This window comes from Pseudomonas sp. MF09156 (assembly GCF_059862305.1).
The window spans coordinates 25,623-52,571 of the sequence record NZ_JCBCUR010000019.1 but is presented as its reverse complement, the minus strand read 5'-3'; the positions used below and the strand labels follow the sequence as shown (position 1 = coordinate 52,571).

General features: G+C 58.6%; 24 protein-coding genes. 7 read left to right on the top strand and 17 right to left on the bottom strand.

The window, feature by feature from the left end; translation table 11 throughout:
- Positions 1-154 precede the first annotated feature (154 nt).
- On the top strand, positions 155-406 hold the full coding sequence (locus AC19YY_RS26690; protein ID WP_029292691.1) for a hypothetical protein: 252 nt from the start codon (positions 155-157) through the stop codon (positions 404-406).
- A gap of 73 nt (positions 407-479) precedes the next feature.
- On the opposite strand, the gene AC19YY_RS26685 is transcribed toward AC19YY_RS26690, so the two are convergent.
- The 12 genes from AC19YY_RS26685 to sdhC form a co-directional block, all read right to left on the bottom strand.
- Entirely contained in the window at positions 480-881 is a 402-nt protein-coding gene (locus tag AC19YY_RS26685) for an MAPEG family protein (protein ID WP_169956484.1), read from the bottom strand.
- Entirely contained in the window at positions 878-1,618 is a 741-nt protein-coding gene (locus AC19YY_RS26680; RefSeq protein WP_169956482.1) for a DUF599 domain-containing protein, read from the bottom strand. Before AC19YY_RS26680 ends, AC19YY_RS26685 begins: the two co-directional genes overlap by 4 nt.
- Before the next feature lie 199 nt (positions 1,619-1,817).
- A complete protein-coding gene (gene brnQ / locus AC19YY_RS26675; RefSeq protein WP_169956480.1) occupies positions 1,818-3,131 on the bottom strand; it encodes a branched-chain amino acid transport system II carrier protein in 1,314 nt (437 codons plus the stop codon).
- 416 nt (positions 3,132-3,547) lie between these two features.
- On the bottom strand, positions 3,548-4,429 hold the full coding sequence (gene sucD, locus AC19YY_RS26670; protein WP_057438865.1) for a succinate--CoA ligase subunit alpha: 882 nt from the start codon (positions 4,427-4,429) through the stop codon (positions 3,548-3,550).
- Positions 4,429-5,595: an ADP-forming succinate--CoA ligase subunit beta gene (gene sucC, locus AC19YY_RS26665; protein WP_003233235.1), complete on the bottom strand. Its 1,167-nt coding sequence runs from the start codon at positions 5,593-5,595 to the stop codon at positions 4,429-4,431. The genes sucD and sucC overlap by 1 nt, the downstream gene beginning before the upstream one ends.
- 202 nt (positions 5,596-5,797) lie before the next feature.
- The gene (gene lpdA / locus AC19YY_RS26660) at positions 5,798-7,234 is read right to left on the bottom strand and encodes a dihydrolipoyl dehydrogenase (RefSeq protein ID WP_169956478.1); all 1,437 of its coding nucleotides are present in this window, start codon (positions 7,232-7,234) and stop codon (positions 5,798-5,800) included.
- A 99-nt stretch (positions 7,235-7,333) separates the two neighbouring features.
- Positions 7,334-8,560: a 2-oxoglutarate dehydrogenase complex dihydrolipoyllysine-residue succinyltransferase gene (gene odhB, locus AC19YY_RS26655; protein WP_170056980.1), complete on the bottom strand. Its 1,227-nt coding sequence runs from the start codon at positions 8,558-8,560 to the stop codon at positions 7,334-7,336.
- A gap of 44 nt (positions 8,561-8,604) precedes the next feature.
- Entirely contained in the window at positions 8,605-11,436 is a 2,832-nt protein-coding gene (locus AC19YY_RS26650; RefSeq protein WP_169956474.1) for a 2-oxoglutarate dehydrogenase E1 component, read from the bottom strand.
- Between the two features lie 260 nt (positions 11,437-11,696).
- The gene (locus tag AC19YY_RS26645; RefSeq protein ID WP_169956472.1) at positions 11,697-12,401 is read right to left on the bottom strand and encodes a succinate dehydrogenase iron-sulfur subunit; all 705 of its coding nucleotides are present in this window, start codon (positions 12,399-12,401) and stop codon (positions 11,697-11,699) included.
- Positions 12,402-12,412: 11 nt separating this feature from the next.
- Complete coding sequence (sdhA, locus tag AC19YY_RS26640; protein ID WP_076963916.1) at positions 12,413-14,185, bottom strand: succinate dehydrogenase flavoprotein subunit; 1,773 nt, start codon at positions 14,183-14,185, stop codon at positions 12,413-12,415.
- A gap of 3 nt (positions 14,186-14,188) precedes the next feature.
- Complete coding sequence (sdhD, locus tag AC19YY_RS26635) at positions 14,189-14,557, bottom strand: succinate dehydrogenase, hydrophobic membrane anchor protein (RefSeq protein WP_029292670.1); 369 nt, start codon at positions 14,555-14,557, stop codon at positions 14,189-14,191.
- Complete coding sequence (gene sdhC, locus AC19YY_RS26630; protein ID WP_003172804.1) at positions 14,551-14,925, bottom strand: succinate dehydrogenase, cytochrome b556 subunit; 375 nt, start codon at positions 14,923-14,925, stop codon at positions 14,551-14,553. The genes sdhD and sdhC overlap by 7 nt, the downstream gene beginning before the upstream one ends.
- A 364-nt stretch (positions 14,926-15,289) precedes the next feature.
- On the opposite strand from sdhC, the gene gltA reads away from it, so the two are divergent.
- Positions 15,290-16,579 carry a citrate synthase gene (gene gltA, locus AC19YY_RS26625; protein ID WP_003222994.1) on the top strand — a complete coding sequence of 430 codons (1,290 nt, stop codon included), beginning with the start codon at positions 15,290-15,292 and terminating at the stop codon, positions 16,577-16,579.
- Positions 16,580-16,823: 244 nt separating this feature from the next.
- Here gltA and AC19YY_RS26620 read toward each other — a convergent pair whose 3' ends face one another.
- From AC19YY_RS26620 to AC19YY_RS26610, 3 genes are all read right to left on the bottom strand, one after another.
- Entirely contained in the window at positions 16,824-18,482 is a 1,659-nt protein-coding gene (locus tag AC19YY_RS26620) for a cation acetate symporter (protein ID WP_133714242.1), read from the bottom strand.
- Positions 18,479-18,790, bottom strand: a complete 312-nt coding sequence (locus AC19YY_RS26615) for a DUF485 domain-containing protein (protein WP_029292656.1) — start codon at positions 18,788-18,790, stop codon at positions 18,479-18,481. The genes AC19YY_RS26620 and AC19YY_RS26615 overlap by 4 nt, the downstream gene beginning before the upstream one ends.
- A 265-nt stretch (positions 18,791-19,055) precedes the next feature.
- A complete protein-coding gene (locus AC19YY_RS26610; RefSeq protein ID WP_170042643.1) occupies positions 19,056-19,907 on the bottom strand; it encodes a glycine betaine ABC transporter substrate-binding protein in 852 nt (283 codons plus the stop codon).
- Positions 19,908-20,180: 273 nt separating this feature from the next.
- Here AC19YY_RS26610 and AC19YY_RS26605 point away from each other — a divergent pair, with 273 nt between their 5' ends.
- A complete protein-coding gene (locus tag AC19YY_RS26605) occupies positions 20,181-21,734 on the top strand; it encodes a glycoside hydrolase family 17 protein (RefSeq protein WP_500605118.1) in 1,554 nt (517 codons plus the stop codon).
- Between the two features lie 79 nt (positions 21,735-21,813).
- Here AC19YY_RS26605 and AC19YY_RS26600 read toward each other — a convergent pair whose 3' ends face one another.
- Positions 21,814-22,182: a hypothetical protein gene (locus AC19YY_RS26600; protein ID WP_170042641.1), complete on the bottom strand. Its 369-nt coding sequence runs from the start codon at positions 22,180-22,182 to the stop codon at positions 21,814-21,816.
- 237 nt (positions 22,183-22,419) lie between these two features.
- Between AC19YY_RS26600 and AC19YY_RS26595 the strand changes: the two genes are divergently transcribed.
- From AC19YY_RS26595 to AC19YY_RS26585, 3 genes are all read left to right on the top strand, one after another.
- Entirely contained in the window at positions 22,420-23,718 is a 1,299-nt protein-coding gene (locus AC19YY_RS26595) for a serine/threonine protein kinase (RefSeq protein WP_170042640.1), read from the top strand.
- Positions 23,711-24,499, top strand: a complete 789-nt coding sequence (locus tag AC19YY_RS26590; protein WP_169956463.1) for an MlaA family lipoprotein — start codon at positions 23,711-23,713, stop codon at positions 24,497-24,499. The genes AC19YY_RS26595 and AC19YY_RS26590 overlap by 8 nt, the downstream gene beginning before the upstream one ends.
- Before the next feature lie 189 nt (positions 24,500-24,688).
- The gene (locus tag AC19YY_RS26585; protein ID WP_170056978.1) at positions 24,689-25,159 is read left to right on the top strand and encodes a hypothetical protein; all 471 of its coding nucleotides are present in this window, start codon (positions 24,689-24,691) and stop codon (positions 25,157-25,159) included.
- A 3-nt stretch (positions 25,160-25,162) separates the two neighbouring features.
- On the opposite strand, the gene AC19YY_RS26580 is transcribed toward AC19YY_RS26585, so the two are convergent.
- Positions 25,163-26,077, bottom strand: a complete 915-nt coding sequence (locus AC19YY_RS26580; RefSeq protein WP_169956457.1) for a DUF808 domain-containing protein — start codon at positions 26,075-26,077, stop codon at positions 25,163-25,165.
- 134 nt (positions 26,078-26,211) lie between these two features.
- Between AC19YY_RS26580 and AC19YY_RS26575 the strand changes: the two genes are divergently transcribed.
- Positions 26,212-26,817, top strand: coding sequence for a TetR/AcrR family transcriptional regulator (locus tag AC19YY_RS26575; RefSeq protein WP_029292641.1), 606 nt, complete (start codon positions 26,212-26,214; stop codon positions 26,815-26,817).
- Positions 26,818-26,949 lie beyond the last annotated feature (132 nt).

Genomic DNA, 26,949 nt, shown 5'->3' with positions numbered 1-26,949 from the left:
TAAAGACTCTTATTAGTAGTGATCCGGCGAAACAAATACCCCGGAAGAAAGTTCCTTGGCAAAACGGCTTATATATCTGTGGGATTAAAGGAACTAATGCGTGCACCCCATGCTCGAAAGGCCAGTAGATATCTTCAATAAGGAGAAACACCCCATGCGCAAGACTTTCGCTGTTTCCTTGATGTTGGCTGCCGCCCTTGGCCTCGCTGCCTGCGATAAAAAATCCGAGGACAAAGCTCAGGATGCCAACCAGCATGCTGAACAAGCTCAGGAAAAAATGAGCGAAGCTCAGGATAAAGTGAACGACGCTGCAAAAGAAAACGCCGAAGCCGCCAAAGCCCAAGCTGAATCTGACGCTGCCGCCGCTAAAGAAGCTGCACCCGCTACACCTGCAACCGGTTCCTGATACCGCGGTTTAAATACCATGTTGCAAAAGAAAGCCCGCTTAATAGCGGGCTTTACTTTGCGCGAGACTTTTATCAGATCAGCAAAGTGCGAAATGTCGGACTAAGCATCAACAACAGCGAACACAGCAACCCCACCAGCCACACCAGGCTGCGTTGCCACGCCAAGTCCGCCCAATAACACGCAAGATAGACTACCCGCGCAATCACAAAGATGATCGCCAGCCAGTCAATCAGGTAGCCCTGAGTCTGGGTGGTATGGGCCATCAATACCCCCACCGCAAACAAAATAAACGCTTCAAAACTGTTTTGATGAGCAGCCACCGCCCGCGCGCCAAAGCCGGTCAGTTGTGCCTGTTGATGGCGAGGCAGATGGTTGTCATACCCGCCCTGCTCTTTCATGGCCTTGCCCACCGGCATGCGCGCCACGAAAATCAGCAACGCGCTGATAAACACACACCAGAACGGAATACTCACGATGTTGCCTCCTTGTTCGCTTCAGGCATCGGTGCCTCTGTAGGGGTATAGACCATGACTTCCAGAACGTCGGAATGAAATTCACGCCGATACAACACCAGCACCACCCCGCTGCTCATCAGCATGAACAGCCAGGGGCTGACAAACCAGGCGAGCATGGTCATCCCGAAGTAATAGGAACGCAGGCCGAAGTTGAACTGGTTGGCGGCCATGGAGATCACCCGCGCCGCCCGCGAGGCAAACGCCTTGCGCTCCTGCTCGGAGACGTGGCGTTCACCGACCATCGGCGCTGAGCCAATCAGGATGGCGGCGAAGTTGTACTGGCGCATGCACCAACTGAAGGTAAAGAAGGCATAGACAAACACCAGGGCCAGGCACAGCAGCTTGATCTCCGACATGCCCTGGGATGCCTGCTGCACCATGGGAATGTCCGCCAGCAGCGACACCGCGCGCTCCGAGGCCCCCAGCACGGTGAGGATACCGGCGAGAATGATCAGGGTGCTGGAGGCAAAGAACGAGGCGTTGCGCTCCAGGTTGCCGATCACGCTGGCATCGGCGATGCGGTTGTCGCGCAGGAGCATGCGGCGCATCCAGTCTTCGCGATACAGGTGCAACACACTGGCGAGGCAGGCAGTGTCACGGGCTTTCCAACTGGCGTAGCGGGTGTATCCGCCCCAACAGATGACAAACCACAGCGCAGCAAGCAGGTGGATCAGGTTGGCTTCGACAAATGACATGCGGGTCCTCTAAACAATAGGGCTGGCTCACTCGGACAATGTGGGGCTTGCCTGCTCCCACACTGACCGTGTTCCTGATCTGGAAAACTCATAACCCCTTCGACGTTAGCCTGCAAAAAAAGACACCGCCGAGCGCCCATAAAAAATGCCCCGGATCGATAGATACGGGGCATTTCGATGTCAGCGTGTAACGAACGCTTTAAGCGATGGCTTCGCTGCGCTTGCCGAGCATGCGGTCGACCCCGAATGCAGCCACCAGGGTGATCACACAAGGCACCAGCCAGGCCAGGCCTTGTTCGCTCAATGGCAGGTTCGCCATTTGAGTGGGCATCCAGCCAGCCAGGCCTGCGCCCTTGAGTGCGTCAATGGTGCCGAAGATGAACGAAACTAGCATCACCGGGCCAAGGATACGGCCATGCTCATGCCAGAAATCCTTGCAGAAACTCAGGGCGACCAGAACGATGCACGGCGGGTAGATCGCGGTCAGGACCGGGATCGAGAACGCGATCAGCTTGGTCAGCCCCAGGTTGGACACCAGCAGCGAGAATGCGGCGAGGATCACCACCAGCGTCTTGTAGGACAGTGGCAACACCCGGCTGAAGTACTCGGCGCAGGCACAAGTCAGGCCCACGGCTGTTACCAGGCACGCCAGGGAAATCAGCACCGCGAGGAAGCCGCTGCCCAGGGAACCGAAGGTATGTTGTACGTAGGCGTGCAGTACCGCTGCGCCGTTGGCTGCACCGGCGGCCACTTCATGGCTGCCCGAACCGAGGCGGAACAGGCTGATGTACACCAATGCCAGGCCGAGGCCGGCAATCAGTCCGGCAATGATCGCGTAACGGGTGATCAGCTGTGGCGATTCAACGCCACGGGAGCGGATGGCGTTGACGATCACGATGCCAAACACCAGTGCGCCCAGGGTATCCATGGTCAGGTAACCATTGATAAAGCCCTGGGAGAACGGTGCGGCGACGTACTCTGGCGTAGCAACGCCAATATCACCCGCAGGCAGGGCAAAGGCCGCGATGCCCAAGACCGCCAGCGCGATGATCTTCAGCGGCGCGAGGAAGCGGCCGACGGTATCCAAAAGTCGCCCTGGGTACAGGGAGATGAAGAACACCAGCAGGAAGTACACCGAGCTGTAGAGGAACAGTGCCAGCGGGCTTTCGCCGGTCAGTGGCGCCAGGCCGACTTCAAAGGAGACTGTTGCGGTACGTGGCGTGGCGAACAGCGGGCCGACTGCCAGGTAGCACGCTGCAGCCAGGATGCCACCGGCGACCTTGCCGATAGGGCTGCTCAATGCGTCCATGCCACCGCCGACCTTGGCCAGGGCGATGACCGTGACCACCGGCAGGCCGACTGCAGTGATCAGGAAGCCCAGCGCTGCCATCCAGACATGGGGCCCGGACTGCAAACCGACGATAGGCGGGAAGATGATGTTACCAGCGCCCACGAACAGCGCAAAAGTCATAAAGCCCAACGCCAGGATATCCTGGCCTTTCAACACTTTCATTTGAGGAAATACCACACTACTGAATCGGAATTTAGAGGGGGATTCCCTATGGATGAGGGAAATACTGCCGGCCCTTATGGGGACCGACCGGTCTAGCACGCGGCTTCCTTTTGGGATGCGGGCGCATAAAGAGGCGGCAAGAGTACCGAATTTGTCTGACAAACGCACTGTTGCAGGGCGGACTGTCCGATAAGCGACACTTTGATGTCGCGTTTTCATACTTAACTTGGTAATAGAAACAAATGTGGGAGCGGGCTTGCTCGCGAATGCGGTGGGTCAGCACCGAATGTATCAACTGATACACCGCATTCGCGAGCAAGCCCGCTCCCACATTTTGATCTTCAGCAACCTGCAGAATGCACAAAGGCCACCCGAAGGTGGCCTTTGTGTGGTGAAGCGTCAGTTAAGCGCGAGGCTTACTTGATCGCCCAGCCAGTCAGCTCGGACAAAGCCTTGCCGATGTCTGCCAGCGAACGCACGGTTTTTACGCCTGCGTCTTCCAGGGCAGCAAACTTCTCGTCCGCAGTGCCTTTGCCGCCAGAGATGATTGCGCCAGCATGGCCCATGCGCTTGCCCGCAGGGGCAGTCACACCAGCGATGTAGGAAACAACCGGCTTGGTCACGTGTGCCTTGATGTAGGCAGCCGCTTCTTCTTCAGCCGAACCGCCGATCTCACCGATCATTACGATCGCTTCGGTCTTCGGGTCTTCCTGGAACAGTTTCAGGATGTCGATGAAGTTCGAGCCTGGGATCGGGTCACCGCCGATGCCGACGCAAGTCGACTGACCGAAACCGGCGTCAGTGGTCTGCTTCACAGCTTCGTAGGTCAGGGTGCCGGAACGGGAAACGATACCGACTTTGCCTGGCAAGTGAATGTGACCTGGCATGATGCCGATCTTGCATTCGCCTGGAGTGATCACGCCTGGGCAGTTAGGGCCGATCAGGGTAACACCCAGCTCGTCGCACTTAACTTTAGCGTCCAGCATGTCCAGGGTAGGAATGCCTTCGGTGATGCAAACGATCAGCTTGATGCCGCCGAATGCTGCTTCCAGGATGGAATCCTTGCAGAAAGGAGCTGGAACATAGATCACGCTGGCGGTGGCGCCAGTTTGAGCAACAGCTTCTTTCACGGTGTTGAACACTGGCAGGCCCAGGTGCTCGGTACCGCCTTTGCCCGGAGTTACGCCACCGACCATCTTGGTGCCGTATTCGAGGGCTTGCTGGGTGTGGAAGCTACCTTGCGAACCGGTAATACCCTGGCAGATAACTTTGGTGTCTTTATTGATCAGGACGCTCATTATTTGCCCTCCGCAGCTTTGACAACTTGTTGAGCAGCGTCGGTCAGGCTGGTAGCAGCGATGATGTTCAAACCGCTTTCTGCCAGTACTTTAGCGCCCAGTTCAGCGTTGTTACCTTCAAGGCGTACAACAACCGGGATTTTCACGCCGACTTCTTTCACTGCACCGATGATGCCTTCGGCAATCATGTCGCAACGAACGATGCCGCCGAAGATGTTGACCAGTACTGCAGCGACGTTGGAGTCGGACAGGATGATCTTGAACGCTTCGGTAACGCGTTCTTTGGTGGCACCGCCGCCTACGTCGAGGAAGTTGGCTGGCTTGCCGCCATGCAGGTTGACAATGTCCATGGTACCCATGGCCAGGCCAGCACCGTTGACCATGCAACCGATGTTACCTTCCAGGGCTACGTAGTTCAGTTCGAACTTGGCAGCGTGCGCTTCGCGCGGATCGTCTTGCGACGGATCGTGGAAAGTCTTCAGCTTAGGCTGACGGTACATGGCGTTGGCGTCGATGTTGATCTTGGCATCGAGGCAATGCAGATCGCCGTCAGCCTTGATCACCAGCGGGTTCACTTCCAGCAGGGCCAGATCGTGATCCTGGAACAGTTTGGCCAGACCTACGAAGATCTTGGCGAACTGGGCAACTTGCTTGCCTTCCAGGCCCAGCTGGAAAGCCAGCTCGCGACCCTGGAATGGCTGAGCGCCAACCAGTGGGTCGATAGTGGCTTTCAGAATTTTTTCTGGGGTTTCGTGAGCGATCTTCTCGATGTCCACGCCACCTTCGGTGGAAGCCATGAACACGATGCGACGGCTCGAACGGTCAACGACAGCGCCCAGGTACAGCTCTTTAGCGATATCAGTGCACGATTCAACCAGGATCTTGGTGACTGGCTGGCCATTGGCGTCAGTCTGGTAAGTCACCAGACGCTTGCCCAGCCACTGCTGTGCGAAGGCCTTGGCGTCTTCTTTGCTGCGAACCAGCTTAACGCCGCCCGCTTTACCGCGACCACCAGCGTGGACCTGGGCTTTGACAACCCATTCAGTGCCGCCGATTTTGTCGCAAGCTTCTGCTGCTGCTTCCGGGGTGTCTACTGCGTAGCCCTTGGAAACTGGCAGGCCGTACTCAGCGAACAGCTGCTTACCCTGATACTCGTGAAGATTCATGCTTTTTACCGTCTTCGTTAGGTACTGCGCATTCGGCGCTGCGCTCATTATGAGTGCCGCGCCACCTGTGACTGCTGCTTGCCCAACTTCGCCGCCCTAGGGCCGGCAAAGCTGCGCAAGACTGCGTCCAGCGGATATTCCGCGGTGAGTCTTGCGCGCAAGGCTCACGACGGGCAACCGCCGTGGTTTCTTATTATCTCGCTTAGCGCTTCTTCTTGTTGGCAATGTGGATGGCATGGCCATTCACTGCCAACGCGGCTTCGTGCAGCGCTTCAGACAGGGTCGGATGGGAGAAAACCATCATGCCGATGTCTTCGGCGCTGGTGCCGAATTCCATACCGATAGCGCCCTGCTGAACCAGTTCTGCTGCGCCTGGGCCAATTACGTGGACACCCAGTACGCGGTCAGTCTTGGCATCAGCGATGACTTTGACAAAACCGCCAGTGTCGTTCGCTGCCATGGCACGGCCAGAAGCGGCAAACGGGAAGGTGCCGACGTTAACTTCAACGCCTTCAGCTTTCAACTGCTGTTCGTTCTTGCCGACCCATGCAATTTCCGGGTGGGTGTAGATAACCGAAGGGATCAGGTCGTAGTTCATCTGGGTCTTGTGACCCTTGATGCGCTCAACCACCATGATGCCTTCTTCGGATGCCTTGTGTGCCAGCATCATGCCGCGAACCACGTCACCGATGGCATAGACGCCAGGCACGGTGGTAGCGCAGTGATCGTCGACGTGGACAAAACCACGCTCGTCGATGGTCACGCCGCTGTCAGAGGCCAGCAGATCAGCGGTCACTGGACGGCGACCAACGGCAACGATCAGTTTGTCGAAAGTGATGGTCTGTTCGCCATCCTTGTCGGTGTAGGTCACGACAACTTCTTCGCCGTTGACTTTCGAACCGGTCACGCGTGCGCCCAGCTTGATGTCCAGACCTTGTTTGGTCAGGGTTTTCAGCGCTTCTTTGGACACCGCGGTGTCGGCAGCCAGCAGGAACGTGTCCAGGGCTTCCAGCACGGTCACTTGCGAACCCAGGCGGGACCAGACCGAACCCAGCTCCAGGCCGATTACGCCAGCGCCAATCACGCCCAGGCGTTTCGGTACCGATTGGAATTCCAGGGCGCCGGTCGAATCGACGATCACGTTCTGATCAACAGGAGCCGGTGGAATGTCGATTGGACGCGAACCTGGAGCCAGGATCACGTTCTCGGCTTCGATGATTTCGGTCGAACCGTCTGGCTTGGTGATTTCAACTTTCTTGCCGGCCAGCAGTTTGCCGTGACCTTGCAGGGAAGTGACGCCATTGGCCTTGAACAGGGTAGCAACGCCAGAGGTCAGGCCTTTGACGATGTTGGCCTTGCGGCCGACCATTGCTGGCACGTCCATGGTCACGCCAGCGTGGTTGATGCCGTGGATGGCAAAACCGTCCTGGGCTTCGTGGAATTTCCAGGAGCTGTCCAGCAGCGCCTTGGAAGGAATGCAACCGACGTTCAGGCAGGTACCGCCCAGGGCCAGTTTGCCTTCCTTGTCAGTGTATTTTTCGATGCACGCAGTCGAGAAGCCCAGTTGTGCGGCCTTGATGGCGGCCACGTAGCCGCCAGGGCCCGCACCGATCACTACAACGTCAAATTTCTGTGTCATGAAAATAGATCCTCTATTTGCGACAAGCTTTTAGCTCCAAGCTGCAAGCCAAGCTGATTTTTCCTACAGCTTGTAGCCCGCAACTTGAAGCTGCTTCTATCAGATATCCAGGAGCAGGCGAGCCGGGTCTTCCAGCAGATTCTTGATGGTCACCAGGAACGTAACGGCTTCCTTACCATCGATCAGGCGGTGATCGTAGGACAGCGCCAGGTACATCATCGGACGGATCACGACCTGGCCGTTGATGGCCATCGGACGCTGGATGATGTTGTGCATGCCCAGGATCGCAGCTTGCGGCGGGTTGACGATCGGGGTCGACATCATCGAACCGAAAGTACCACCGTTAGTGATCGTGAAGGTACCGCCGGTCATCTCGTCGATGGTCAGCTTGCCGTCACGGGCTTTCTTGCCGAAGCCAGCGATGCCGCCTTCGATTTCAGCCAGGCTCATCAGTTCGGCGTTACGCAGGACCGGTACCACCAGGCCACGGTCGCTGGAGACGGCAACGCCGACGTCTGCATAACCGTGGTAAACGATGTCGCTGCCGTCGATGGAAGCGTTGACTGCCGGGAAACGCTTCAGCGCTTCGGTGGCCGCTTTCACGAAGAACGACATGAAGCCCAGGCGCACGCCGTTGTGGGACTTCTCGAACAGATCCTTGTACTTCGAACGCAGGGCCATGACTTCAGTCATGTCGACTTCGTTGAAAGTGGTCAGCATCGCCATGTTCGACTGTGCTTCAACCAGGCGCTTGGCCACGGTGGCACGCACACGGGTCATTGGCACGCGCTTCTCGGTGCGGTCGCCAGCGGCGAACACAGGCGCAGCGGCAGCCGGGGCAGCAGCCTTGGCAGGTGCGGCAGCCGGAGCGTTTTTCTTGGCTTCAACAGCAGCAACCACGTCTTCCTTGGTCACACGGCCGTCTTTGCCAGTGCCTTTGATGGAAGCCAGGTTGATGCCGTTTTCTTCAGCCAGCTGACGCGCAGCCGGTGCAGCGATTGGATCTTCACCACCAGCAGCCGGAGCGGCAGCAGCAGGTGCAGCAGCCGGAGCAGCAGCAGCGGCGGCTGGAGCGGCGGCGGCAGCGCTGCCCGCTTCGATCGAGCCCAGTACCTGGTTGGACAGGACGGTTGCACCTTCTTCGGCAACGATGGCGCCCAGGACGCCGTCGGCTTCGGCCAACACTTCCAGGACGACTTTGTCAGTCTCGATGTCGACGATCAGGTCGTCACGCTTGACGGCCTCGCCTGGTTTCTTGTGCCAGGTGGCAACGGTGCCATCGGCAACCGATTCCGGGAATGACGGGGCTTTGATTTCGATAGCCATTATCTGTGGGTCCTTAAAATTCGGTTTCAGTCAGCGCGAAGGCGTTAAACAGTGAAAGCATCTTGCAGCAGTTTTTCCTGCTGCTCGGCGTGCATCGACGCATAACCACACGCAGGTGCAGCAGAAGCATCACGACCGGCATACTCCAGGCCCAGGGCCTTGTTGTGGTTGCCGATGCTGCGACGCAGGTGATGCTGGCTGCTGTACCACGCGCCCTGGTTCATCGGTTCTTCCTGACACCACACCACATGGGTGAGGTTGGTGTAAGGCGCAATGGCCTCCATCAGGTCATCTTCCGGGAACGGGTAAAGCTGCTCGATACGCACGATGGCGATGTCTTCGCGGCCTTCGGCACGACGTTTTTCCAGCAAGTCGTAGTAAACCTTGCCGCTGCACAGGATCAGGCGAGTGACCTTGGCTGCATCCAGGGTGTCGATTTCCGGAATAACGGTCTGGAACGAACCATCGGCCAGATCTTCCAGGGTCGAGATGGCCAATTTGTGACGCAACAGCGATTTCGGAGTCAGCACTACCAGCGGCTTGCGCAGCGGGCGGATCACCTGGCGACGCAGCAAGTGGTAGATCTGGGCCGGGGTAGTCGGCACGCACACCTGGATATTGTGCTCGGCGCACAACTGCAGGTAACGCTCCAGACGGGCCGAGGAGTGCTCAGGACCCTGACCTTCATAACCGTGTGGCAGCAACATGGTCAGACCGCACAGACGGCCCCACTTGTGCTCGCCGCTGGTGATGAACTGGTCGATAACCACCTGGGCACCGTTGGCGAAGTCGCCGAACTGGGCTTCCCAGATCACCAGCGCGTTAGGCGTGGTGGTCGAGTAACCGTATTCGAACGCCAGTACGGCCTCTTCGGACAGGAACGAATCGTACAAGTCGAAACGTGGCTGGCCTTCATACAAGTGCTGCAACGGGATGTAGGTGCCCGCGTCTTTCTGGTTGTGCAATACCGCGTGACGGTGCGAGAACGTACCACGGCCGATGTCCTGGCCGGTCATGCGGATCGGGTGACCTTCGAACGCCAGGGTCGCGTACGCCATGGTTTCAGCGTAACCCCAGTTGATCGGCAGGCCGCCGGCTTGCATCTTCTGACGGTCTTCGTAGATCTTCGCAACCTGGCGCTGTACCACGAAGCCTTCCGGGATTTCCAGCAGCTTGGCGGACAGTTCCTGCAGGGTTTTCAGATCGAACGAAGTGTCGTGGCGCGCAGTCCAGGCGTGGCCCAGGTATGGACGCCAGTCCACGAACAGCTCTTTGTTCGGTTCTTTGACCAGGCTTTTTACTACATGCAGACCGTTGTCCAGCGCGTTGCGGTACTCATCGATTTTCGCCTGAACACGCGCTTCATCCAGCACGCCGGCCTTGGTCAGGCTTTCGGCGTACAGCTCACGGGTGGTGCGCTGCTTGGAGATCTGCTGGTACATCAACGGCTGGGTGCCGCTAGGCTCATCCGCTTCGTTGTGACCGCGACGGCGGTAGCAAACCAGGTCGATGACCACGTCACGCTTGAACTGCATGCGGTAGTCAATGGCCAGTTGGGTCACGAACAATACGGCTTCCGGATCATCCCCATTCACATGGAGGATCGGCGCCTGGATCATCTTGGCAACGTCGGTCGCGTACTCGGTAGAGCGTGCGTCCAGCGGATTGCTGATGGTGAAACCCACCTGGTTGTTGATGACGATGTGAATGGTACCGCCGGTCTTGAAGCCGCGAGTCTGCGACATCTGGAACGTTTCCAGGACCACGCCTTGACCGGCGAATGCCGCGTCACCGTGGATGGAAATCGGCAGAACCTTCTCACCGGTGGAGTCGTTGCGACGATCCTGGCGAGCACGTACCGAACCCTCGACCACTGGAGAAACGATTTCCAGGTGGGATGGGTTGAACGCCATGGCCAGGTGGACTTCACCACCGGTGGTCATCACGTTGGACGAGAAGCCCTGGTGGTATTTAACGTCACCGGAACCCAGCTCGACCTTCTTCTTGCCTTCGAACTCGTCGAACAGCTCGCGCGGGTTCTTGCCGAAGGTGTTGACCAACACGTTCAGGCGACCACGGTGAGCCATGCCGATCACGATTTCCTTGGTGCCGTAGGAACCGGAACGCTGGATCAGCTCGTCAAGCATCGGAATCAGGCTCTCGCCGCCTTCCAGACCGAAACGCTTGGTGCCCGGGTATTTGGTGCCCAGGTATTTTTCAAGGCCTTCGGCAGCGGTGACGCGCTCAAGCAGGTGGCCACGTACATCGGCAGACAGCACCGGACGGCCACGCACGCCTTCCAGGCGATGCTGGAACCAGTGGCGCTGCTCGGAATCGGTGATGTGCGTAAATTCAGCGCCGATGGTGCGGCAATATGTCTGCTGCAACGCTTCGTGAATTTCGCGTAGGCTCGCTTCCTCTTTGCCGATGAACAGGTCGCCGGCACGGAAAATCGTATCAAGATCGGCATTGGTCAAGCCGTAGTGATTGATCGACAGGTCTGCAGGTGCAGGACGCTGCCACAGCCCCAGCGGATCAAGCTGGGCTGCCTGGTGGCCACGCATACGGTAGGCCTGGATCAGTCGCAATACTTCAACTTGCTTCTTCTCGTGCTCACTGCTCACGCTCCCGGCGGAAACCGGCTGGGCGCGGCGCTGGTTCTTTGCCAGCAGCACAAATTGATCGCGAATTGTTGCATGCGATACATCGGTGGCAGCGTTGCCGTCTGAAGACAACGTCTGAAATTTGGTGCGCCATTCTTCTGGCACAGCGTTAGGGTCGTGCAGGTAGAGCTCATAAAGCTCTTCCACATAGGCAGCGTTACCACCTGAAAGATAGCCGCTGTTCCACATGCGCTGCATCACGCTTTCTTGCATGCTTGGTCACCCTCGATTTGGGGACACCACCGGCGAAAACACCGAGTTTGCTTGCAAAAGGCCAAGTGCAGCGACCAAAACAAGCCACTTAGGATCACGCTGATAGTTCGGGTACCAACCCGAATGCCCCTGCTTGTCTCATTTCTTCAAAATAAGAGCTGCGGCTTTGTAAGTCGCTGCTCAAGTTAAAACTACGGCGCCGGTTGAAGCCTGCGCCGTAGCATTTACGGGCACAACGGTCCTGCTTTTACTACAACGTCTTACACGCCGCTTTGCAGCAGCATGTTCCGGATGTGACCAATGGCCTTAGTCGGGTTCAGGCCTTTGGGACATACGTTGACGCAGTTCATGATCCCGCGGCAGCGGAATACGCTGAACGGGTCATCCAGTGAAGCCAGACGCTCGGACGTCTTGGTGTCACGGCTGTCTGCCAGGAAGCGATAGGCTTGCAGCAGTGCAGCTGGACCCAGGAACTTGTCCGGGTTCCACCAGAAGGACGGGCAAGAAGTCGAGCAGCAAGCGCACAGGATGCACTCGTACAGACCATCGAGCTTCTCGCGCTCTTCCGGGGACTGCAGACGCTCGATGGCCGGAGCCGGCGTGTCGTTCTGCAGGAATGGCTTCACCTTCTCGTATTGCTTGTAGAAGATGCTCATATCGACGACCAGGTCACGGATAACCGGCAAACCTGGCAGTGGACGTACAACGAGCTTGTTCTTCTTGACCACGGCCGACAGCGGCGTGACACAAGCCAGGCCGTTTTTGCCGTTGATGTTCATGCCGTCGGAGCCGCAGACACCTTCACGGCAAGAGCGACGATAGGAGAAACCTTCGTCCTGCTCTTTGATCAGGGCCAGCACATCCAGCACCATCAGGTCTTTACCACCGGTATCGACCTCAAATTCCTGCATGAACGGCGCAGCGTCCTGATCAGGGTTGTAGCGATAAACACTGACTTTCAACATGGCAGCCACCCTTAGTAAGTCCGAATCTTCGGTTCAAACGTCGGAACCGTCTTCGGCGAGAAGTTCACGGCACGCTTGGTTACGCGCTTGTCACCCGGGAAGTACAGGGTGTGGCACAACCAGTTTTCGTCATCGCGATCTTCAAAGTCTTCACGAGCGTGGGCACCACGGGATTCTTTACGAACCTCGGCGGCAATCGCAGTCGCTTCAGCCACTTCCAGCAGGTTTTGCAGCTCAAGGGCTTCGATACGAGCGGTGTTGAACGCCTGGCTCTTATCGTTGATCTTGACGTTGGCGATCCGCTTGCGCAGGTCAGCCAGCTGGGCAATACCCTTCTGCATGTATTCGCCAGTACGGAATACACCGAAGTAGTTCTGCATGCAGCTTTGCAGCTCGCGACGCAGGGTTGCTACGTCTTCGCCATCAGTGCGCTCGTTCAGCGCGTTCAGGCGAGCCAGGGCAGCCTCGATATTGGCGTCGGTCGCGTCATCGTATTCGATGCCGTCGGTCAGGGCTTTTTCCAGGTGCAGGCCGGCAGCGCGGCCGAATACCACCAGGTCGAGCAGCGAGTTGCCGCCCAGACGGTTGGCACCGTGAACCGATACGCAAGCCACTTCGCCTACAGCGAACAGACCATGGATGATCTCGTCCACGCCTTCGGCGTTCTGGGTGATCGCCTGGCCATGAATGTTGGTCGGCACGCCGCCCATCATATAGTGGCAAGTTGGAACTACTGGTACTGGAGCAACTACCGGGTCAACGTGTGCGAAAGTCTTGGACAGTTCGCAGATACCTGGCAGGCGGCTGTGCAGCACTTCTTCGCCCAGGTGATCGAGCTTGAGCATCACGTGGTCGCCGTTCGGGCCGCAACCGTTGCCGGCGATGATTTCTTTAACCATCGAACGGGCAACCACATCACGACCGGCAAGGTCCTTGGCGTTCGGAGCATAACGCTCCATGAAACGCTCGCCGTGCTTGTTGATCAGGTAACCGCCTTCACCACGGCAGCCTTCTGTAACCAGTACACCGGCGCCGGCGATGCCGGTTGGGTGGAACTGCCACATTTCGATGTCTTGTACCGGAACGCCTGCACGCAGGGCCATGCCAACGCCGTCGCCGGTGTTGATCAGGGCGTTGGTGGTCGAAGCATAGATACGACCTGCACCGCCAGTCGCCAGAACGGTAGCCTTGGCGCGGATGTAGGTGGTTTCACCGGTTTCGATGCAGATAGCGATCACGCCGACGAATGCGCCGTCCTGGTTCTTCACCAGGTCAACTGCGTAGTACTCGTTCAGGAACGTGGTGCCGGCTTTCAGGTTGCCCTGATAAAGGGTGTGCAGCAGTGCGTGACCGGTACGGTCGGATGCCGCGCAGGTACGGGCAGCCTGGCCGCCTTTACCGTAATCCTTGGACTGGCCGCCGAATGGACGCTGGTAGATACGCCCCTGTTCGGTGCGGGAGAACGGCAGACCCATGTGGTCCAGCTCGAATACCGCAGCCGGGCCTTCCTGACACATGTACTCGATAGCGTCCTGGTCACCGATATAGTCGGAACCCTTGACGGTATCGTACATGTGCCAGCGCCAGTCATCGTTCGGATCCGCAGAAGCGATGGCGCAGGTGATGCCACCCTGGGCCGATACGGTGTGGGAACGGGTCGGGAACACCTTGGTGATCACGGCTGTCTTGTGACCGCCCTGGGCCAGCTGCAGTGCAGCGCGCATGCCGGCGCCGCCACCACCAATAATGATGGCGTCAAAAGAAATCGTTGGAATGTTAGCCATGAATCAGATACCCCAGAGAATCTGCACACCCCAGACGAAGTAAGCGAACATCGCGACGCCGCATACTGCCTGGAAAAGGAAACGTACTGCAGTCGCGGACTTGCCCAGCGCCATCGGCGTCAGGTAGTCGGTCGCGATGGTCCACATGCCGACCCAGGCGTGAGCGCCCAGGGCCACAAGGGCGAGCAGACTGAAGATACGCATCCCGTTGTGGGAGAACAGACCGTGCCATTGGGCGTAGCCAATGCCAGGGTTTGCAACGAGGTACCCGATCAGGAAAATGAAATAAGCCGCGAGAACGACCGCAGACACTCGTTGTGCCATCCAGTCATAGAGGCCCGAACGCGAAAGGTTCGTAACGCTGGTTACCATATCCAAACTCCTGCCAGAACGATCAGCACCACGGAAATGGCGATGATGATTTTCGAGCCCAGGCGGCCGCCTTCCAGCGTCTCACCGATGCCCATGTCCATGATCAAGTGGCGCACACCGGCTACCAGGTGATACAGCAGAGCGGACAGGAGGCCCCATGCTACGAACTTGGCCAGCGGGCTGGTCAAGCATGCCTTCACCTCGGCGTATCCTTCCTCGGAACCCAGGGATTTGCTCAATGCATAAAGCATGATGCCCAAGCCCAGGAACAGGATGATGCCGGAAACACGGTGCAGGAACGACGTAACGCCGGTGATGGGGAGTTTGATGGTCCTTAGGTCTAGGTTTACAGGTCGTTGGCTATTCACGGCTTTTTTTCACACTGAAGAGCCCCTAACAATCAGGGCAAAGTTGTTGGGGAGTGCACTGGTCAGGTAAGCACCACCCAGGGAGTGCGACCCCCAATGAAAGCAAGCCCAAAAGCCCTTGGCGGTCGGTGGCCGAGTATAGACAGTTAGGCTACTAATGACAACGCGCGCTCCTCACCCTAATAGCTGATTGCGCTGACGGGATAAAAGGCGTAAACGGCAGGCAATTTCGAGGAAAAAGTACGGTTAAAGCCTTCTGGGGCAAGACTTTAGGCAAATTGACATCTGGATTTATATCAATATAGTGGTGCGGGCCCTGCGTGGGGGGTCTGTCTGATGATTTGAAGCATAAATAGGAGGCCACATGGCTGACAAAAAAGCGCAGTTGATCATCGAGGGCGCAGCCCCCGTCGAGCTGCCCATTTTAACCGGCACCGTTGGTCCCGATGTTATCGACGTACGGGGCCTGACGGCCACGGGCCGTTTCACTTTCGACCCAGGCTTCATGTCGACCGCTTCTTGCGAGTCGAAGATTACCTATATCGATGGCGATAATGGCATTTTGCTACATCGCGGCTACCCGATCGAACAACTGGCCGAGAAATCGGACTACCTGGAAACCTGCTACCTGCTGCTAAATGGCGAATTGCCAACAGCCGAGCAAAAGGCCCAGTTTGTCAGCACCGTGAAGAACCACACCATGGTTCACGAGCAGTTGAAGACCTTCTTCAACGGCTTCCGTCGCGACGCCCACCCGATGGCCGTCATGTGCGGTGTAGTCGGCGCCCTGTCGGCCTTCTATCACGACTCCCTGGACATCAATAACCCGCAGCATCGCGAAATCTCCGCGATCCGCCTGGTTGCGAAGATGCCCACCCTGGCCGCAATGGTTTACAAGTACTCCATGGGCCAGCCCATGATGTACCCGCGCAACGACCTGACGTATGCGGAAAACTTCCTGCACATGATGTTCAACACCCCGTGCGAGATCAAACCGATCAGCCCGGTGCTGGCCAAGGCCATGGACCGGATCTTCATCCTCCATGCCGACCACGAACAGAACGCCTCGACGTCCACCGTGCGTCTGGCAGGCTCCTCGGGTGCCAATCCGTTCGCCTGTATCGCCGCCGGCATCGCCGCACTGTGGGGCCCTGCCCACGGCGGTGCGAACGAAGCCGTATTGACCATGCTCGATGAAATCGGCGATGTGTCCAACATCGACAAGTTCATCGCCAAGGCCAAGGACAAGAACGATCCGTTCAAGCTGATGGGCTTCGGCCACCGGGTCTACAAGAACCGCGACCCGCGCGCCACCGTCATGAAGCAGACCTGCGACGAAGTGCTGAAGGAACTGGGCATCAACAACGATCCGCAACTCGAACTGGCCATGCGCCTGGAAGAGATCGCACTGACCGACCCGTACTTCATCGAGCGCTCGCTGTACCCGAACGTCGACTTCTACTCGGGGATCATCCTCAAGGCGATCGGCATTCCAACCAGCATGTTCACCGTGATCTTCGCCCTGGCGCGGACCGTGGGCTGGATCTCCCACTGGAAAGAAATGCTCTCCAGCCCGTACAAGATTGGCCGCCCGCGCCAGCTGTACACCGGCTACGAGTCGCGTGACATTACCAAGCTGGAAGACCGCAAGTAAGCATTCAACTGCTTAGCTGCATTGAGAACGGCCTCCCTTAGTGGAGGCCGTTTTTGTTTGTGCTGCCTTACAGACCGCTTTCGCGAGCAAGCCCGCTCCCACAGTTGACCACATTTCAAAGGATGAACGCGGTCAACTGTGGGAGCGGGCTTGCTCGCGAAAGCAATAGCCCAGGCAACACAGAACCCCAGGCAAAAAAATACCCCGGCCTTTCGACCGGGGCATTTCTTATTGAGCTACAAGCTTAGTGGTTAACCGCCCCGCTCGCCCCCAGACCAGTCTGCGAACGCACAAACTGCGGGAAGTACAGCGCACGCTCTTTCACCGCCGCCGCCGACTTGTCGGTGATGGAGAAGAACCAGATACCCACGAACGCGATGATCATCGAGAACAGCGCCGGGTATTCGTACGGGAAGATCGCTTTTTCATGGTGCAGGATCGAGACCCAGATGGTTGGACCCAGGATCATCAAGCCAACAGCGCTGACCAGGCCCAGCCAGCCGCCAATCATCGCGCCACGGGTGGTGAGGTTCTTCCAGTACATGGAAAGCAGCAACACCGGGAAGTTACAGCTGGCAGCAATGGAGAACGCCAGGCCGACCATGAACGCAATGTTCTGGCTTTCGAACAGGATACCCAAGCCAATCGCCAGGACTGCCAGGGCGATAGTGGTGATCTTCGACACGCGAATCTCATCCTTCTCGTTGGCCTTGCCCTTCTTGATCACGCTGGCATACAGGTCATGGGACACCGCCGAAGCACCGGCCAGGGTCAAGCCGGCAACCACCGCGAGGATGGTGGCAAACGCCACGGCCGAGATGAAGCCCAGGAAGATACTGCCGCCCACCGCGTTGGCCAGGTGCACCGCCGCCATGTTGTTACCGCCCAACAGAGCGCCTGCTGCATCCTTGAACGCCGGGTTGGTGCTGACCAGCAGAATCGCGCCGAAGCCGATGATAAAGGTCAGGATATAGAAGTAGCCGATGAAGCCTGTGGCATACAGCACGCTCTTGCGGGCTTCTTTAGCGTCACTCACGGTGAAGAAGCGCATCAGGATATGTGGCAGGCCAGCGGTACCGAACATCAGGGCCAGGCCCAGGGAGAACGCCGAGATCGGATCTTTCACCAGGCCGCCAGGACTCATGATCGCCTCACCTTTAGGGTGAACCTTGATCGCCTCGGAGAACAGCATGTTGAAGTCGAAGTTGACGTGCTTCATCACCATCAGCGCCATGAAAGAGGCACCGGACAGCAGCAGCACTGCCTTGATGATCTGCACCCAGGTGGTGGCCAGCATGCCGCCGAACAACACATAAAGGCACATCAAGATACCCACCAGGATCACCGCCACATGGTAATCAAGGCCGAACAGCAGTTGGATCAGCTTGCCCGCGCCGACCATCTGCGCGATCAGGTAGAACGCCACCACCACCAGCGAACCGCAAGCCGACAGGCTGCGGATCTGGGTTTGCCCGAGGCGGTAGGACGCCACGTCGGCAAACGTGTACTTGCCCAGGTTACGCAGGCGCTCGGCGATCAGGAACAGAATGATCGGCCAGCCCACCAGGAAGCCGATCGAGTAGATCAGGCCATCGTAGCCAGAGGTGAACACCAGCGCGGAAATCCCCAGGAAGGACGCCGCCGACATGTAGTCGCCAGCAATCGCCAGGCCGTTCTGGAAACCGGTGATCTTGCCACCAGCGGCATAGTAGTCGGCCGCCGAGTTGTTACGTTTGGACGCCCAGTAGGTAATGCACAATGTTGCGCCGACAAAGGCGACAAACATCAGGATCGCCGCAATGTTCAGCGGTTGCTTGTGCACTTCACCGGTCAATGCGTCCGCCGCCCAAACGGCAGGAGCAAAAAGCGAAGCGCCGAATACAGCCAATAGACGACGGATCATTGCGCAGCCTCCTTGAGAATCGCATTGTTCAGGTCGTCGAATTCGCCATTGGCGCGTCGCACGTAGATGCCTGTGAGAACGAAGGCCGAGACAATCAGCCCGACCCCGATAGGGATTCCCCAGGTTATGGACGATTCAGGACTGATCTTGGCGCCCAGGACTTGCGGTCCATAGGCGATCAACAGGATAAATCCGGAGTACAGCCCAAGCATGATCGCCGAGAGAATCCAGGCGAACTTTTCCCTTTTTCTCACCAGCTCCTTGAAGCGCGGGCTGTTTTGAATCGAGAGGTAAATGCTGTCGTTCATTGTTTTTATCCTCGCAGCACAGCTTTTTTATTATTGGAACGTATCCACTGTATGCGGCTGCAGGACAGGTTCCAGACGACCTTAGTCTTAGAACCAGTGTAGCGAGGGTTTGGCAGGGGCTAGAAACAATTGCGCGAGCGAGCTTATGTGGCAGCGGGCTTGCCCGCGATGGCGGTGAATCAGTCAGGTACCCATCAACTGACCCACCGTAATCGCGGGCAAGCCCGCTCCTACACAAAGTGCGTTCCCACCGTTTTTGGGGGTGTTACGGAGCGGTCCACTCGGCCACACGCTCAGGGTGTTTGGCCACCCAATCCTTGGCCGCCACATCAGGCTTGGCACCTTCCTGGATGGCCAGCATGACTTCGCCGATTTCATCCTTGGAGGCCCACTGGAATTTCTTCAGGAACGCCGCGACTTCCGGGGCTTTCTTTTCCAGGCCCTTGCTGCCGATGCTATTAACCGTCTCGGCGGCGCCATAGATGCCTTTGGGATCATCAAGAAAGCGCAGTTTCCACTTGGCGAACATCCAGTGCGGCACCCAGCCGGTCACTGCGATGGAGTCTTGCTTGTCTTCGGCACGGGTCAATTCGGCGATCATTGCCGCCCCGGAACTGGCTTGCAGCTTGTAGTCCAGGCCGTATTGCTTGATGGCTTCGTCGGTCTTGAGCATCACGCCTGAACCGGCATCGATGCCCACGATCTTGTTTTTGAAGGTGGTGTCGGTCTTCAAGTCCTCGATGGACTTGGCCTTGACGTACTCCGGCACGATCAAGCCGATCTTCGCATCCTTGAAGTTGGGGCCATAGTCGACCACCTTGTCCTTGTTCTTGGTCCAGTACTCACCATGGGTCACCGGCAGCCAGGCCGAAAGCATGGCGTCGAGCTTGCCGGTGGCCACGCCCTGCCACATGATCCCGGTGGCAACCGCCTGCAGTTTCACGTCATAGCCGAGCTTTTGCCTGATCACTTCAGCCGCCACGTGGGTGGTGGCGACACTGTCCGACCAGCCGTCCACATAGCCGATGCTCAGGGTCTTGCTGTCGGCGCTGGCCAGTGTGGAACCCATCGCAACTACCAACGTGGCAGCTGCGCCCAAGAGTCGTCGCATCTTCATAGTGCTTCCCCGAAAGTGCTGCGCCCGGCGGATGCCGAGCGACGTCAACCTGTTGTCAGGTGGTGCCTTTGGATCATCAACCTGCCGCCCCTGCGGACCTGCTCTGACTACGACCTCAGCGGAGCAAGAAACGACATCACAAAGCCAGCAGGACAATTTGTAGGAACTCGCGTCAAAATCCCGCTCGAACTTTGCATGTCAAAATTATGCGGCTCCACTGAAAACCGGCAAATGCAGGTAAGATGCGCGCCTTTGCTCCTACACGGCCTGACCATGACCGCGACTGCCCGTTTCCCCTTCCTGCCTTATATATTTGCCTTGCTGCTCGGCCTGTTCGCACTCGGTGGCTACTGGTATGGCCTCGGCCAGCCAGTGGTACTGCCGGATGTGGCCAGCGCCAGCCACAAGCTGCAATGCGCGTCCTACACGCCCTTCGACAAGGACCAATCGCCGTTCGACCAGCCGTTCAAACTGCGCCCCGAGCGCATGGACGCCGACCTGGCACTGCTGGCCACGCGCTTTGAGTGCATCCGCACCTACTCCATGACCGGCCTCGAAGCCCTGCCGGACCTGGCGCGCAAACACGGCCTGAAGTTGATGATCGGTGCCTGGATCAACAGCAACCCGGTGGACAATGCCAAGGAAGTCGACCTGCTGATCGCCTCGGCCAACGCCAACCCTGACGTGGTCACGTCGGTGATCGTCGGCAATGAAGCGCTGCTGCGCAAGGAAATCACCGCCACGCAACTGGTGAAGCTGATCGAAAAGGTCAAAAGCCAGATCCAGCAGCCGGTCACCTACGCCGACGTCTGGGAGTTCTGGCTGCAACACCCGGAAATCGCCCCGGCGGTGGATTTCCTGACCATCCACCTGTTGCCGTATTGGGAAGATGACCCTGCCGGCATCGACCAGGCCCTGCGCCATGTCGGTGATATCCGTCAGACCTTCGGCAACCGCTTCGCCCCCAAGGACGTGATGATTGGCGAAACCGGCTGGCCCAGCGAAGGCCGCCAGCGGGAAACCGCCGTGCCGAGCAGAGTCAACGAAGCCAAGTTCATTCGCGGTTTTGTCGCCATGGCCGAAGCCAATGGCTGGCACTACAACCTGATCGAGGCCTTTGACCAACCGTGGAAACGCGCCAGCGAAGGTGCGGTTGGCGGTTACTGGGGCCTGTTTGACGCCGATCGCCAGGACAAGGGCATCCTCGCAGGCCCAGTCACCAACGTGCCGTACTGGCCGCTATGGCTGGGCGTTGGCGGGCTGATCCTGCTGGGCACCCTGGCGCTCGGCGGACGGGTTCGCAGCACCCGGGCCGCGCTGTTGCTGCCGCTGTTGGGTGCGGTCGCGGCGGGTTCGATTGGCAGTTGGGCCGAACTGACCCGGGTGACCGCGCGTTTCACTGATGAATGGATCTGGGCCGGGCTGTTGCTGGCCCTTAACCTGTTGGTGCTGGCCCATGGGGCCCTGGCCTTGAGCGCTCGCCAGGGTTGGCGCGACCGGGCTTTCGCCTGGCTGGAGCAACGCGCCGGCTGGCTGATCGCATTTGCCGGGTTCGCCACGGCGGTGATGATGCTGGCGCTGGTATTCGACCCGCGTTACCGCAGCTTCCCCAGCGCCGCCCTGCTACTGCCAGCCCTGGTTTACCTGTTGCGCCCGGTCAACGGGCCACGCCGGGAAATTGCCCTGCTGACCTTCATCATCGGTGCCGGCATTGCCCCGCAGCTGTATCGCGAAGGCTTGATGAACCAGCAGGCCCTGGGTTGGGCGCTGGTCAGTGGGTTGATGGTTGCAGCCTTGTGGCGTTGCCTGCGGGTGCGCAACGCCTGAGATCGCTATCGCACCGCTCCCACATTTTGATCTGTGAATACATTCAAATGTGGGAGCTGGCTGCCTGCGGTTGGCCCTATCAGACAGCCCGAGCCGCCCTGACCAACCGCAACCCGGCAATCACCAACGCAAACACCGCAAAATTGGTGTTGTACAACGCCAGCGCCGGAATCCCGAACGCCAGCCCCAGCACCGCCAAGCCCCATCCCGCGCGGCCGGGCAGCAAAAACGCGAGCACCGACGTGACCAGCGCCGCCCAGCCCATGACCTTGAAGTGGATCATCAGCCCCAGGTTGGCCCGCAACTGGCACTCCCAGCGGCTGGCGTCCTCGGCGCAGATGCCCACCCACTGCCCATCCTCCATAAACCCATAACGGGCGCCATAACTGGCAGCCAGCCATAACGGCAAGGCCAACAGCAGCAGAATCAGCGGCAAACGAGGGGACATAAGGGCACTCCGATAGGCGAAAACGGCGCCCAGCTTAATCTCCCCGGGGCCATTGGCAAGGGCTGCACACAGATAACTATTCATCAAAGCGTGCCAAAGTGTATCGTCTGGCTACTATTAGCTCGATTCCTACGCTTATTTCCGATATTTAGTGCCGATGGCTGGCACTTCGGCGATAGCGCGGTGGTCATAGCCTGCGAACTTCATTCAGCACGTTTTCCTCTTAGGGATTTAGTCATGCTCCGTTCCTTGCGCTGCGCTGCCCTGTTGGGTGGCCTTTTTTTGAGTGCGTCAGCACTGGCGGTCGATGTCGATCCGGCCAGCTATGGCTACCCTTTGACCAACCCGTTCGAGGCGACCATCGCCACGACACCACCGGACCTGCGGCCGGATCTGCCATCCATCGATGACATCAACCAGTCCGACTACACCCTGACCATGCGCCCGGAGCGTGAATTCAGCCTGCCCGACAACTTCTGGCCGGTGAAGAAGCTCACCTACCGCATTGCCAAGCAAGACCGCGCCGCGCCGCTGATCTTCCTGATCGCCGGCACCGGTGCACGCTTTGACAGCAGCCTCAACGAATACCTGAAAAAGCTGTACTACAAGGCCGGCTACCATGTCGTCCAATTGTCATCGCCCACCAGCTTCGACTTCATCAGCGCCGCCTCGCGCTTTGCCACGCCCGGCATCACCCAGGAAGACGCCGAGGACATGTACCGCGTGATGCAGGCCGTACGCGCGCAAAACGCCTCGTTGCCCGTCACCGACTTCTACCTCACCGGCTACAGCCTGGGCGCGCTGGACGCAGCGTTCGTCAGCAAGCTGGACGAAACCCGCCGCAGCTTCAACTTCAAGAAAGTGTTGCTGCTCAACCCGCCGGTCAACCTCTACACCTCCATCACCAACCTCGACAAACTGGTGCAGACCGAGGTCAAGGGCATCAACAACAGCACCACCTTCTATGAACTGGTGTTGAACAAACTGACCCGCTACTTCCAGCAAAAAGGCTACATCGACCTCAACGACGCCCTGCTCTACGACTTCCAGAGCTCCAAGGAGCACCTGACCAACGAGCAGATGGCGATGCTGATCGGCACCTCGTTCCGCTTCTCGGCGGCGGATATCGCCTTCACCTCGGACCTGATCAACCGCCGCGGCCTGATCATCCCACCCAAGTACCCGATTACCGAAAGCACCAGCCTCACGCCGTTCCTCAAGCGTGCGCTGCAATGTGATTTCGACTGCTACCTCACCGAACAAGTGATCCCGATGTGGCGCGCCCGCTCCGACGGCGGCAGCCTGCTGCAACTGATCGACCAGGTCAGCCTGTACGCCCTTGAGGATTACCTGCGCGACAGCCCGAAAATCGCCGTGATGCACAACGCCGACGACGTGATCCTCGGCCCCGGCGACCTGGGCTTCCTGCGCAAGACCTTCGGCGATCGCTTGACCGTCTACCCACTGGGCGGCCACTGCGGCAACCTCAATTACCGCGTCAACGCCGACGCCATGCTGGAGTTCTTCCGTGGCTAAACATCTCCTGCTTCTTGCGGCCTTACTCTGCGCAGGCGTTGCCCACGCGGACAACAGCAAGGCTCACGCACCGACCGTGGTCGACCAGGATGGCTTCAAGGAGCCCTTGAGCAAACTCAAGTTCAACCCTGGCCTGGACCAGCGCGAGTTCGAGCGCTCGACCCTCAACGCCCTCAACGTCTACGACCCGCTGGAGTCGTGGAACCGTCGGGTGTACCACTTCAACTATCGCTTCGACCAATGGGTATTCCTGCCGGTGGTCGACGGTTATCGCTACGTCACCCCAAGCTTCCTGCGCACCGGCGTCAGCAACTTCTTCAACAACCTGGGCGATGTGCCCAACCTGATGAACAGCCTGCTGCAACTCAAGGGCCACCGCTCCCTGGAAACCACCGGCCGCCTGCTGGTCAACACCACCCTCGGCATCGCCGGCCTGTGGGACCCGGCCACCGCCATGGGCCTGCCGCGCCAGAGCGAAGATTTCGGCCAGACCCTGGGCTTCTACGGCGTTCCCGGCGGCGCCTACCTGATCCTGCCGATCCTCGGCCCGTCCAACCTGCGCGACACCGGCGGCCTGTTGGTGGACTACACCGCAGAAACCCAGATCAACTACCTCAACGTCGCCGAAGTCAGCTCCAACCACCCGGAAATCTGGGCCCTGCGTGCGGTGGACAAGCGCTACCAGACGAGCTTTCGCTACGGCCAGATGAACTCGCCGTTCGAGTATGAAAAAGTGCGGTATGTGTATACCGAGTCGCGTAAGTTGCAGATTGCCGAGTAACTTTATCAAGCGTGCAAAAAAGGCCATCGAAACGTTCGATGGCCTTTTTTTCAACCGTCAGCAGCCCCCCCCTCGGAACCAGTTCGTACACCCTTGCCACTTAAAGTCCAGGCCCCCATGCAGATAAGCCCGACACAAAACAGGCTGACCACACTCTGCCCACCTCGAACTTTCCAGTGGAACTTCAACATGACGATATCGGTTTCCCAACCCCCCATCACGGCACCCAGCACCCCCGCTACTCCCGCCGCAGAGTCCCAAGCCTCAACAAAACCTTCTCTGGACGCCCCCAGAGGCGCCTATGGTCGACCGGCCGGCGATGATCGCAGCGCAGGACAAATCTTCAAGGACACGCCGATCCTCAAGGACATCCTCAAGCAAGACGGTCCTTTCGCGAGCAACTTCATCAATCAGCTCAAGCAGCAAACCGGCGATTGGGGCGCAGCCAATCGAAACCCCGACTCACGCGCCAACGCCGCCTATAACCTGGCGCAAGTGGCAACCTACATTGATGGCCGCGAAGGCTTGGAGCGTCAGGGCCCGAGCCAGCAAAGCGATCAGCACGTTCAGGGTTTCGGCCAGTTCGGCAGTGTTTCAGCAGGCTCGGAAGCGCAACTGCTCAAGGCATTCAGCGAAAAAGGTTACAGCGCGTTGCAATAGCACCTAACCCCTCAAGGCACGCCACGCCTTGCTCGCCACCGACACCAGCGCCAGCACCACCGCCCCGGCGATGATCCCCGCGATGGCATTGAGCAAGGTCGGCATCAGCCAGCTGATGCCACCGATGCTCTGGCTCACACTCTCAATCCAGTGATGCACCACCGGCACGCCGTGGGTCAGGATGCCGCCACCGACCATGAACATCGCCGCCGTGCCGATCACCGACAGGCTTTTCATCATGTACGGTGTGGTTCGTACAAACCCGTTGCCGATATCGCGCACCAGTTGGCCGGGCTTTTGCGCCATCCACAGGCCCAGGTCGTCGAGCTTGACGATACCGGCGACCAGGCCGTACACGCCGATGGTCATGACCAGAGCGATGCCCGACAGCACGATAACTTGCTGCATCAACGGTGCATCAGCCACGGTGCCCAGGGTGATGGCGATGATTTCGGCAGAGAGGATAAAGTCGGTGCGGATCGCGCCCTTGATCTTGTCTTTCTCGAACGCCACCAGGTCGGTTGCGGGGTCGGCCACGGCTTCGACCAACTGGGCATGTGCAGCCTGATCATCGGCCTTGCTGTGCAGGAATTTATGGGCGAGTTTTTCAAAGCCTTCGAAACACAGATAAGCGCCGCCGAGCATCAACAGTGGCGTGACCGCCCATGGCGCGAAGGCGCTGATCAATAGCGCGGCGGGAACCAGGATCAGCTTGTTGATAAACGAGCCCTTGGCAACGGCCCACACCACCGGGATTTCCCGCTCGGCGCGTACACCAGAAACCTGCTGCGCATTGAGCGCCAAGTCATCCCCCAGCACCCCGGCGGTTTTCTTGGCGGCCATTTTGGTCATCAAGGCCACGTCATCGAGGACGGCGGCGATGTCATCGATCAATACCAACAAGCTGCTTCCTGCCATGAATCGGACGTCCTAAATGTGGGATATTTCGCAGCATAGCGTGGTACAAAGCGTCGCGGGCAGATTCTTGAGGCGCGCGGATCGCCGGTGCTACCATGCGCAACCGCCTGTCCTGGCAAGGAATCATCTGGTCTATGAGCACCATTCGCGAGCGCAACAAAGAACTGATCCTGCGGGCTGCCAGCGAGGAGTTTGCCGACAAGGGCTTCGCCGCGACCAAAACCAGCGACATCGCCGCCAAGGCCGGGCTGCCCAAGCCCAACGTTTATTACTACTTCAAGTCCAAGGACAACCTCTACCGCGAGGTGCTCGAAAGCATCATCGAGCCAATCCTGGCCGCCTCCACTCCCTTCAACCCGGACGGTGACCCCAAGCAGGTGCTGAGCGGCTATATCCGCTCGAAAATCAGCATCTCCCGCGACCTGCCCTTTGCCTCGAAAGTGTTCGCCAGCGAAATCATGCACGGCGCCCCGCACCTGAGCCCCGAGCAGGTGCAGCAACTCAACGCCCAGGCCAAGCACAATATCGATTGCATCCAGAGCTGGGTCGATCGCGGCCTGATCGCCGCCATTGATCCTCATCACCTGATGTTCAGCATCTGGGCAGCGACCCAGACCTATGCAGACTTTGACTGGCAGATCTCGGCGGTGACCGGCAAGGCCAAGCTGGATGAGGCCGATTATGAAGCGGCGGCGCAGACGATTATTCGGTTGGTGTTGAAGGGGTGTGAGCCGGACTGATGGACTGTGGTGTGGCTATCGCAGGCAAGCCAGCTCCCACAGGTCCCGTGCCAGACACAAAATGTACAAACACCGAAAGTCCACTGTGGGAGCGGGCTTGCCCGCGATAGCATCGCTCAGACACATCCTGCC

Bases quoted from the DNA above. Each gene is read 5' to 3' on its own strand.
- AC19YY_RS26690 (WP_029292691.1), top strand. From the start codon at position 155: ATGCGCAAGACTTTCGCTGTTTCCTTGATGTTGGCTGCCGCCCTTGGC.
- AC19YY_RS26680 (WP_169956482.1), bottom strand. From the start codon at position 1,618: ATGTCATTTGTCGAAGCCAACCTGATCCACCTGCTTGCTGCGCTGTGG.
- brnQ (WP_169956480.1), bottom strand. From the start codon at position 3,131: ATGAAAGTGTTGAAAGGCCAGGATATCCTGGCGTTGGGCTTTATGACT.
- sucD (WP_057438865.1), bottom strand. From the start codon at position 4,429: ATGAGCGTCCTGATCAATAAAGACACCAAAGTTATCTGCCAGGGTATT.
- sucC (WP_003233235.1), bottom strand. From the start codon at position 5,595: ATGAATCTTCACGAGTATCAGGGTAAGCAGCTGTTCGCTGAGTACGGC.
- lpdA (WP_169956478.1), bottom strand. From the start codon at position 7,234: ATGACACAGAAATTTGACGTTGTAGTGATCGGTGCGGGCCCTGGCGGC.
- odhB (WP_170056980.1), bottom strand. From the start codon at position 8,560: ATGGCTATCGAAATCAAAGCCCCGTCATTCCCGGAATCGGTTGCCGAT.
- AC19YY_RS26650 (WP_169956474.1), bottom strand. From the start codon at position 11,436: ATGCAAGAAAGCGTGATGCAGCGCATGTGGAACAGCGGCTATCTTTCA.
- AC19YY_RS26645 (WP_169956472.1), bottom strand. From the start codon at position 12,401: ATGTTGAAAGTCAGTGTTTATCGCTACAACCCTGATCAGGACGCTGCG.
- sdhA (WP_076963916.1), bottom strand. From the start codon at position 14,185: ATGGCTAACATTCCAACGATTTCTTTTGACGCCATCATTATTGGTGGT.
- sdhD (WP_029292670.1), bottom strand. From the start codon at position 14,557: ATGGTAACCAGCGTTACGAACCTTTCGCGTTCGGGCCTCTATGACTGG.
- gltA (WP_003222994.1), top strand. From the start codon at position 15,290: ATGGCTGACAAAAAAGCGCAGTTGATCATCGAGGGCGCAGCCCCCGTC.
- AC19YY_RS26620 (WP_133714242.1), bottom strand. From the start codon at position 18,482: ATGATCCGTCGTCTATTGGCTGTATTCGGCGCTTCGCTTTTTGCTCCT.
- AC19YY_RS26615 (WP_029292656.1), bottom strand. From the start codon at position 18,790: ATGAACGACAGCATTTACCTCTCGATTCAAAACAGCCCGCGCTTCAAG.
- AC19YY_RS26610 (WP_170042643.1), bottom strand. From the start codon at position 19,907: ATGAAGATGCGACGACTCTTGGGCGCAGCTGCCACGTTGGTAGTTGCG.
- AC19YY_RS26605 (WP_500605118.1), top strand. From the start codon at position 20,181: ATGACCGCGACTGCCCGTTTCCCCTTCCTGCCTTATATATTTGCCTTG.
- AC19YY_RS26600 (WP_170042641.1), bottom strand. From the start codon at position 22,182: ATGTCCCCTCGTTTGCCGCTGATTCTGCTGCTGTTGGCCTTGCCGTTA.
- AC19YY_RS26595 (WP_170042640.1), top strand. From the start codon at position 22,420: ATGCTCCGTTCCTTGCGCTGCGCTGCCCTGTTGGGTGGCCTTTTTTTG.
- AC19YY_RS26585 (WP_170056978.1), top strand. From the start codon at position 24,689: ATGACGATATCGGTTTCCCAACCCCCCATCACGGCACCCAGCACCCCC.
- AC19YY_RS26580 (WP_169956457.1), bottom strand. From the start codon at position 26,077: ATGGCAGGAAGCAGCTTGTTGGTATTGATCGATGACATCGCCGCCGTC.
- AC19YY_RS26575 (WP_029292641.1), top strand. From the start codon at position 26,212: ATGAGCACCATTCGCGAGCGCAACAAAGAACTGATCCTGCGGGCTGCC.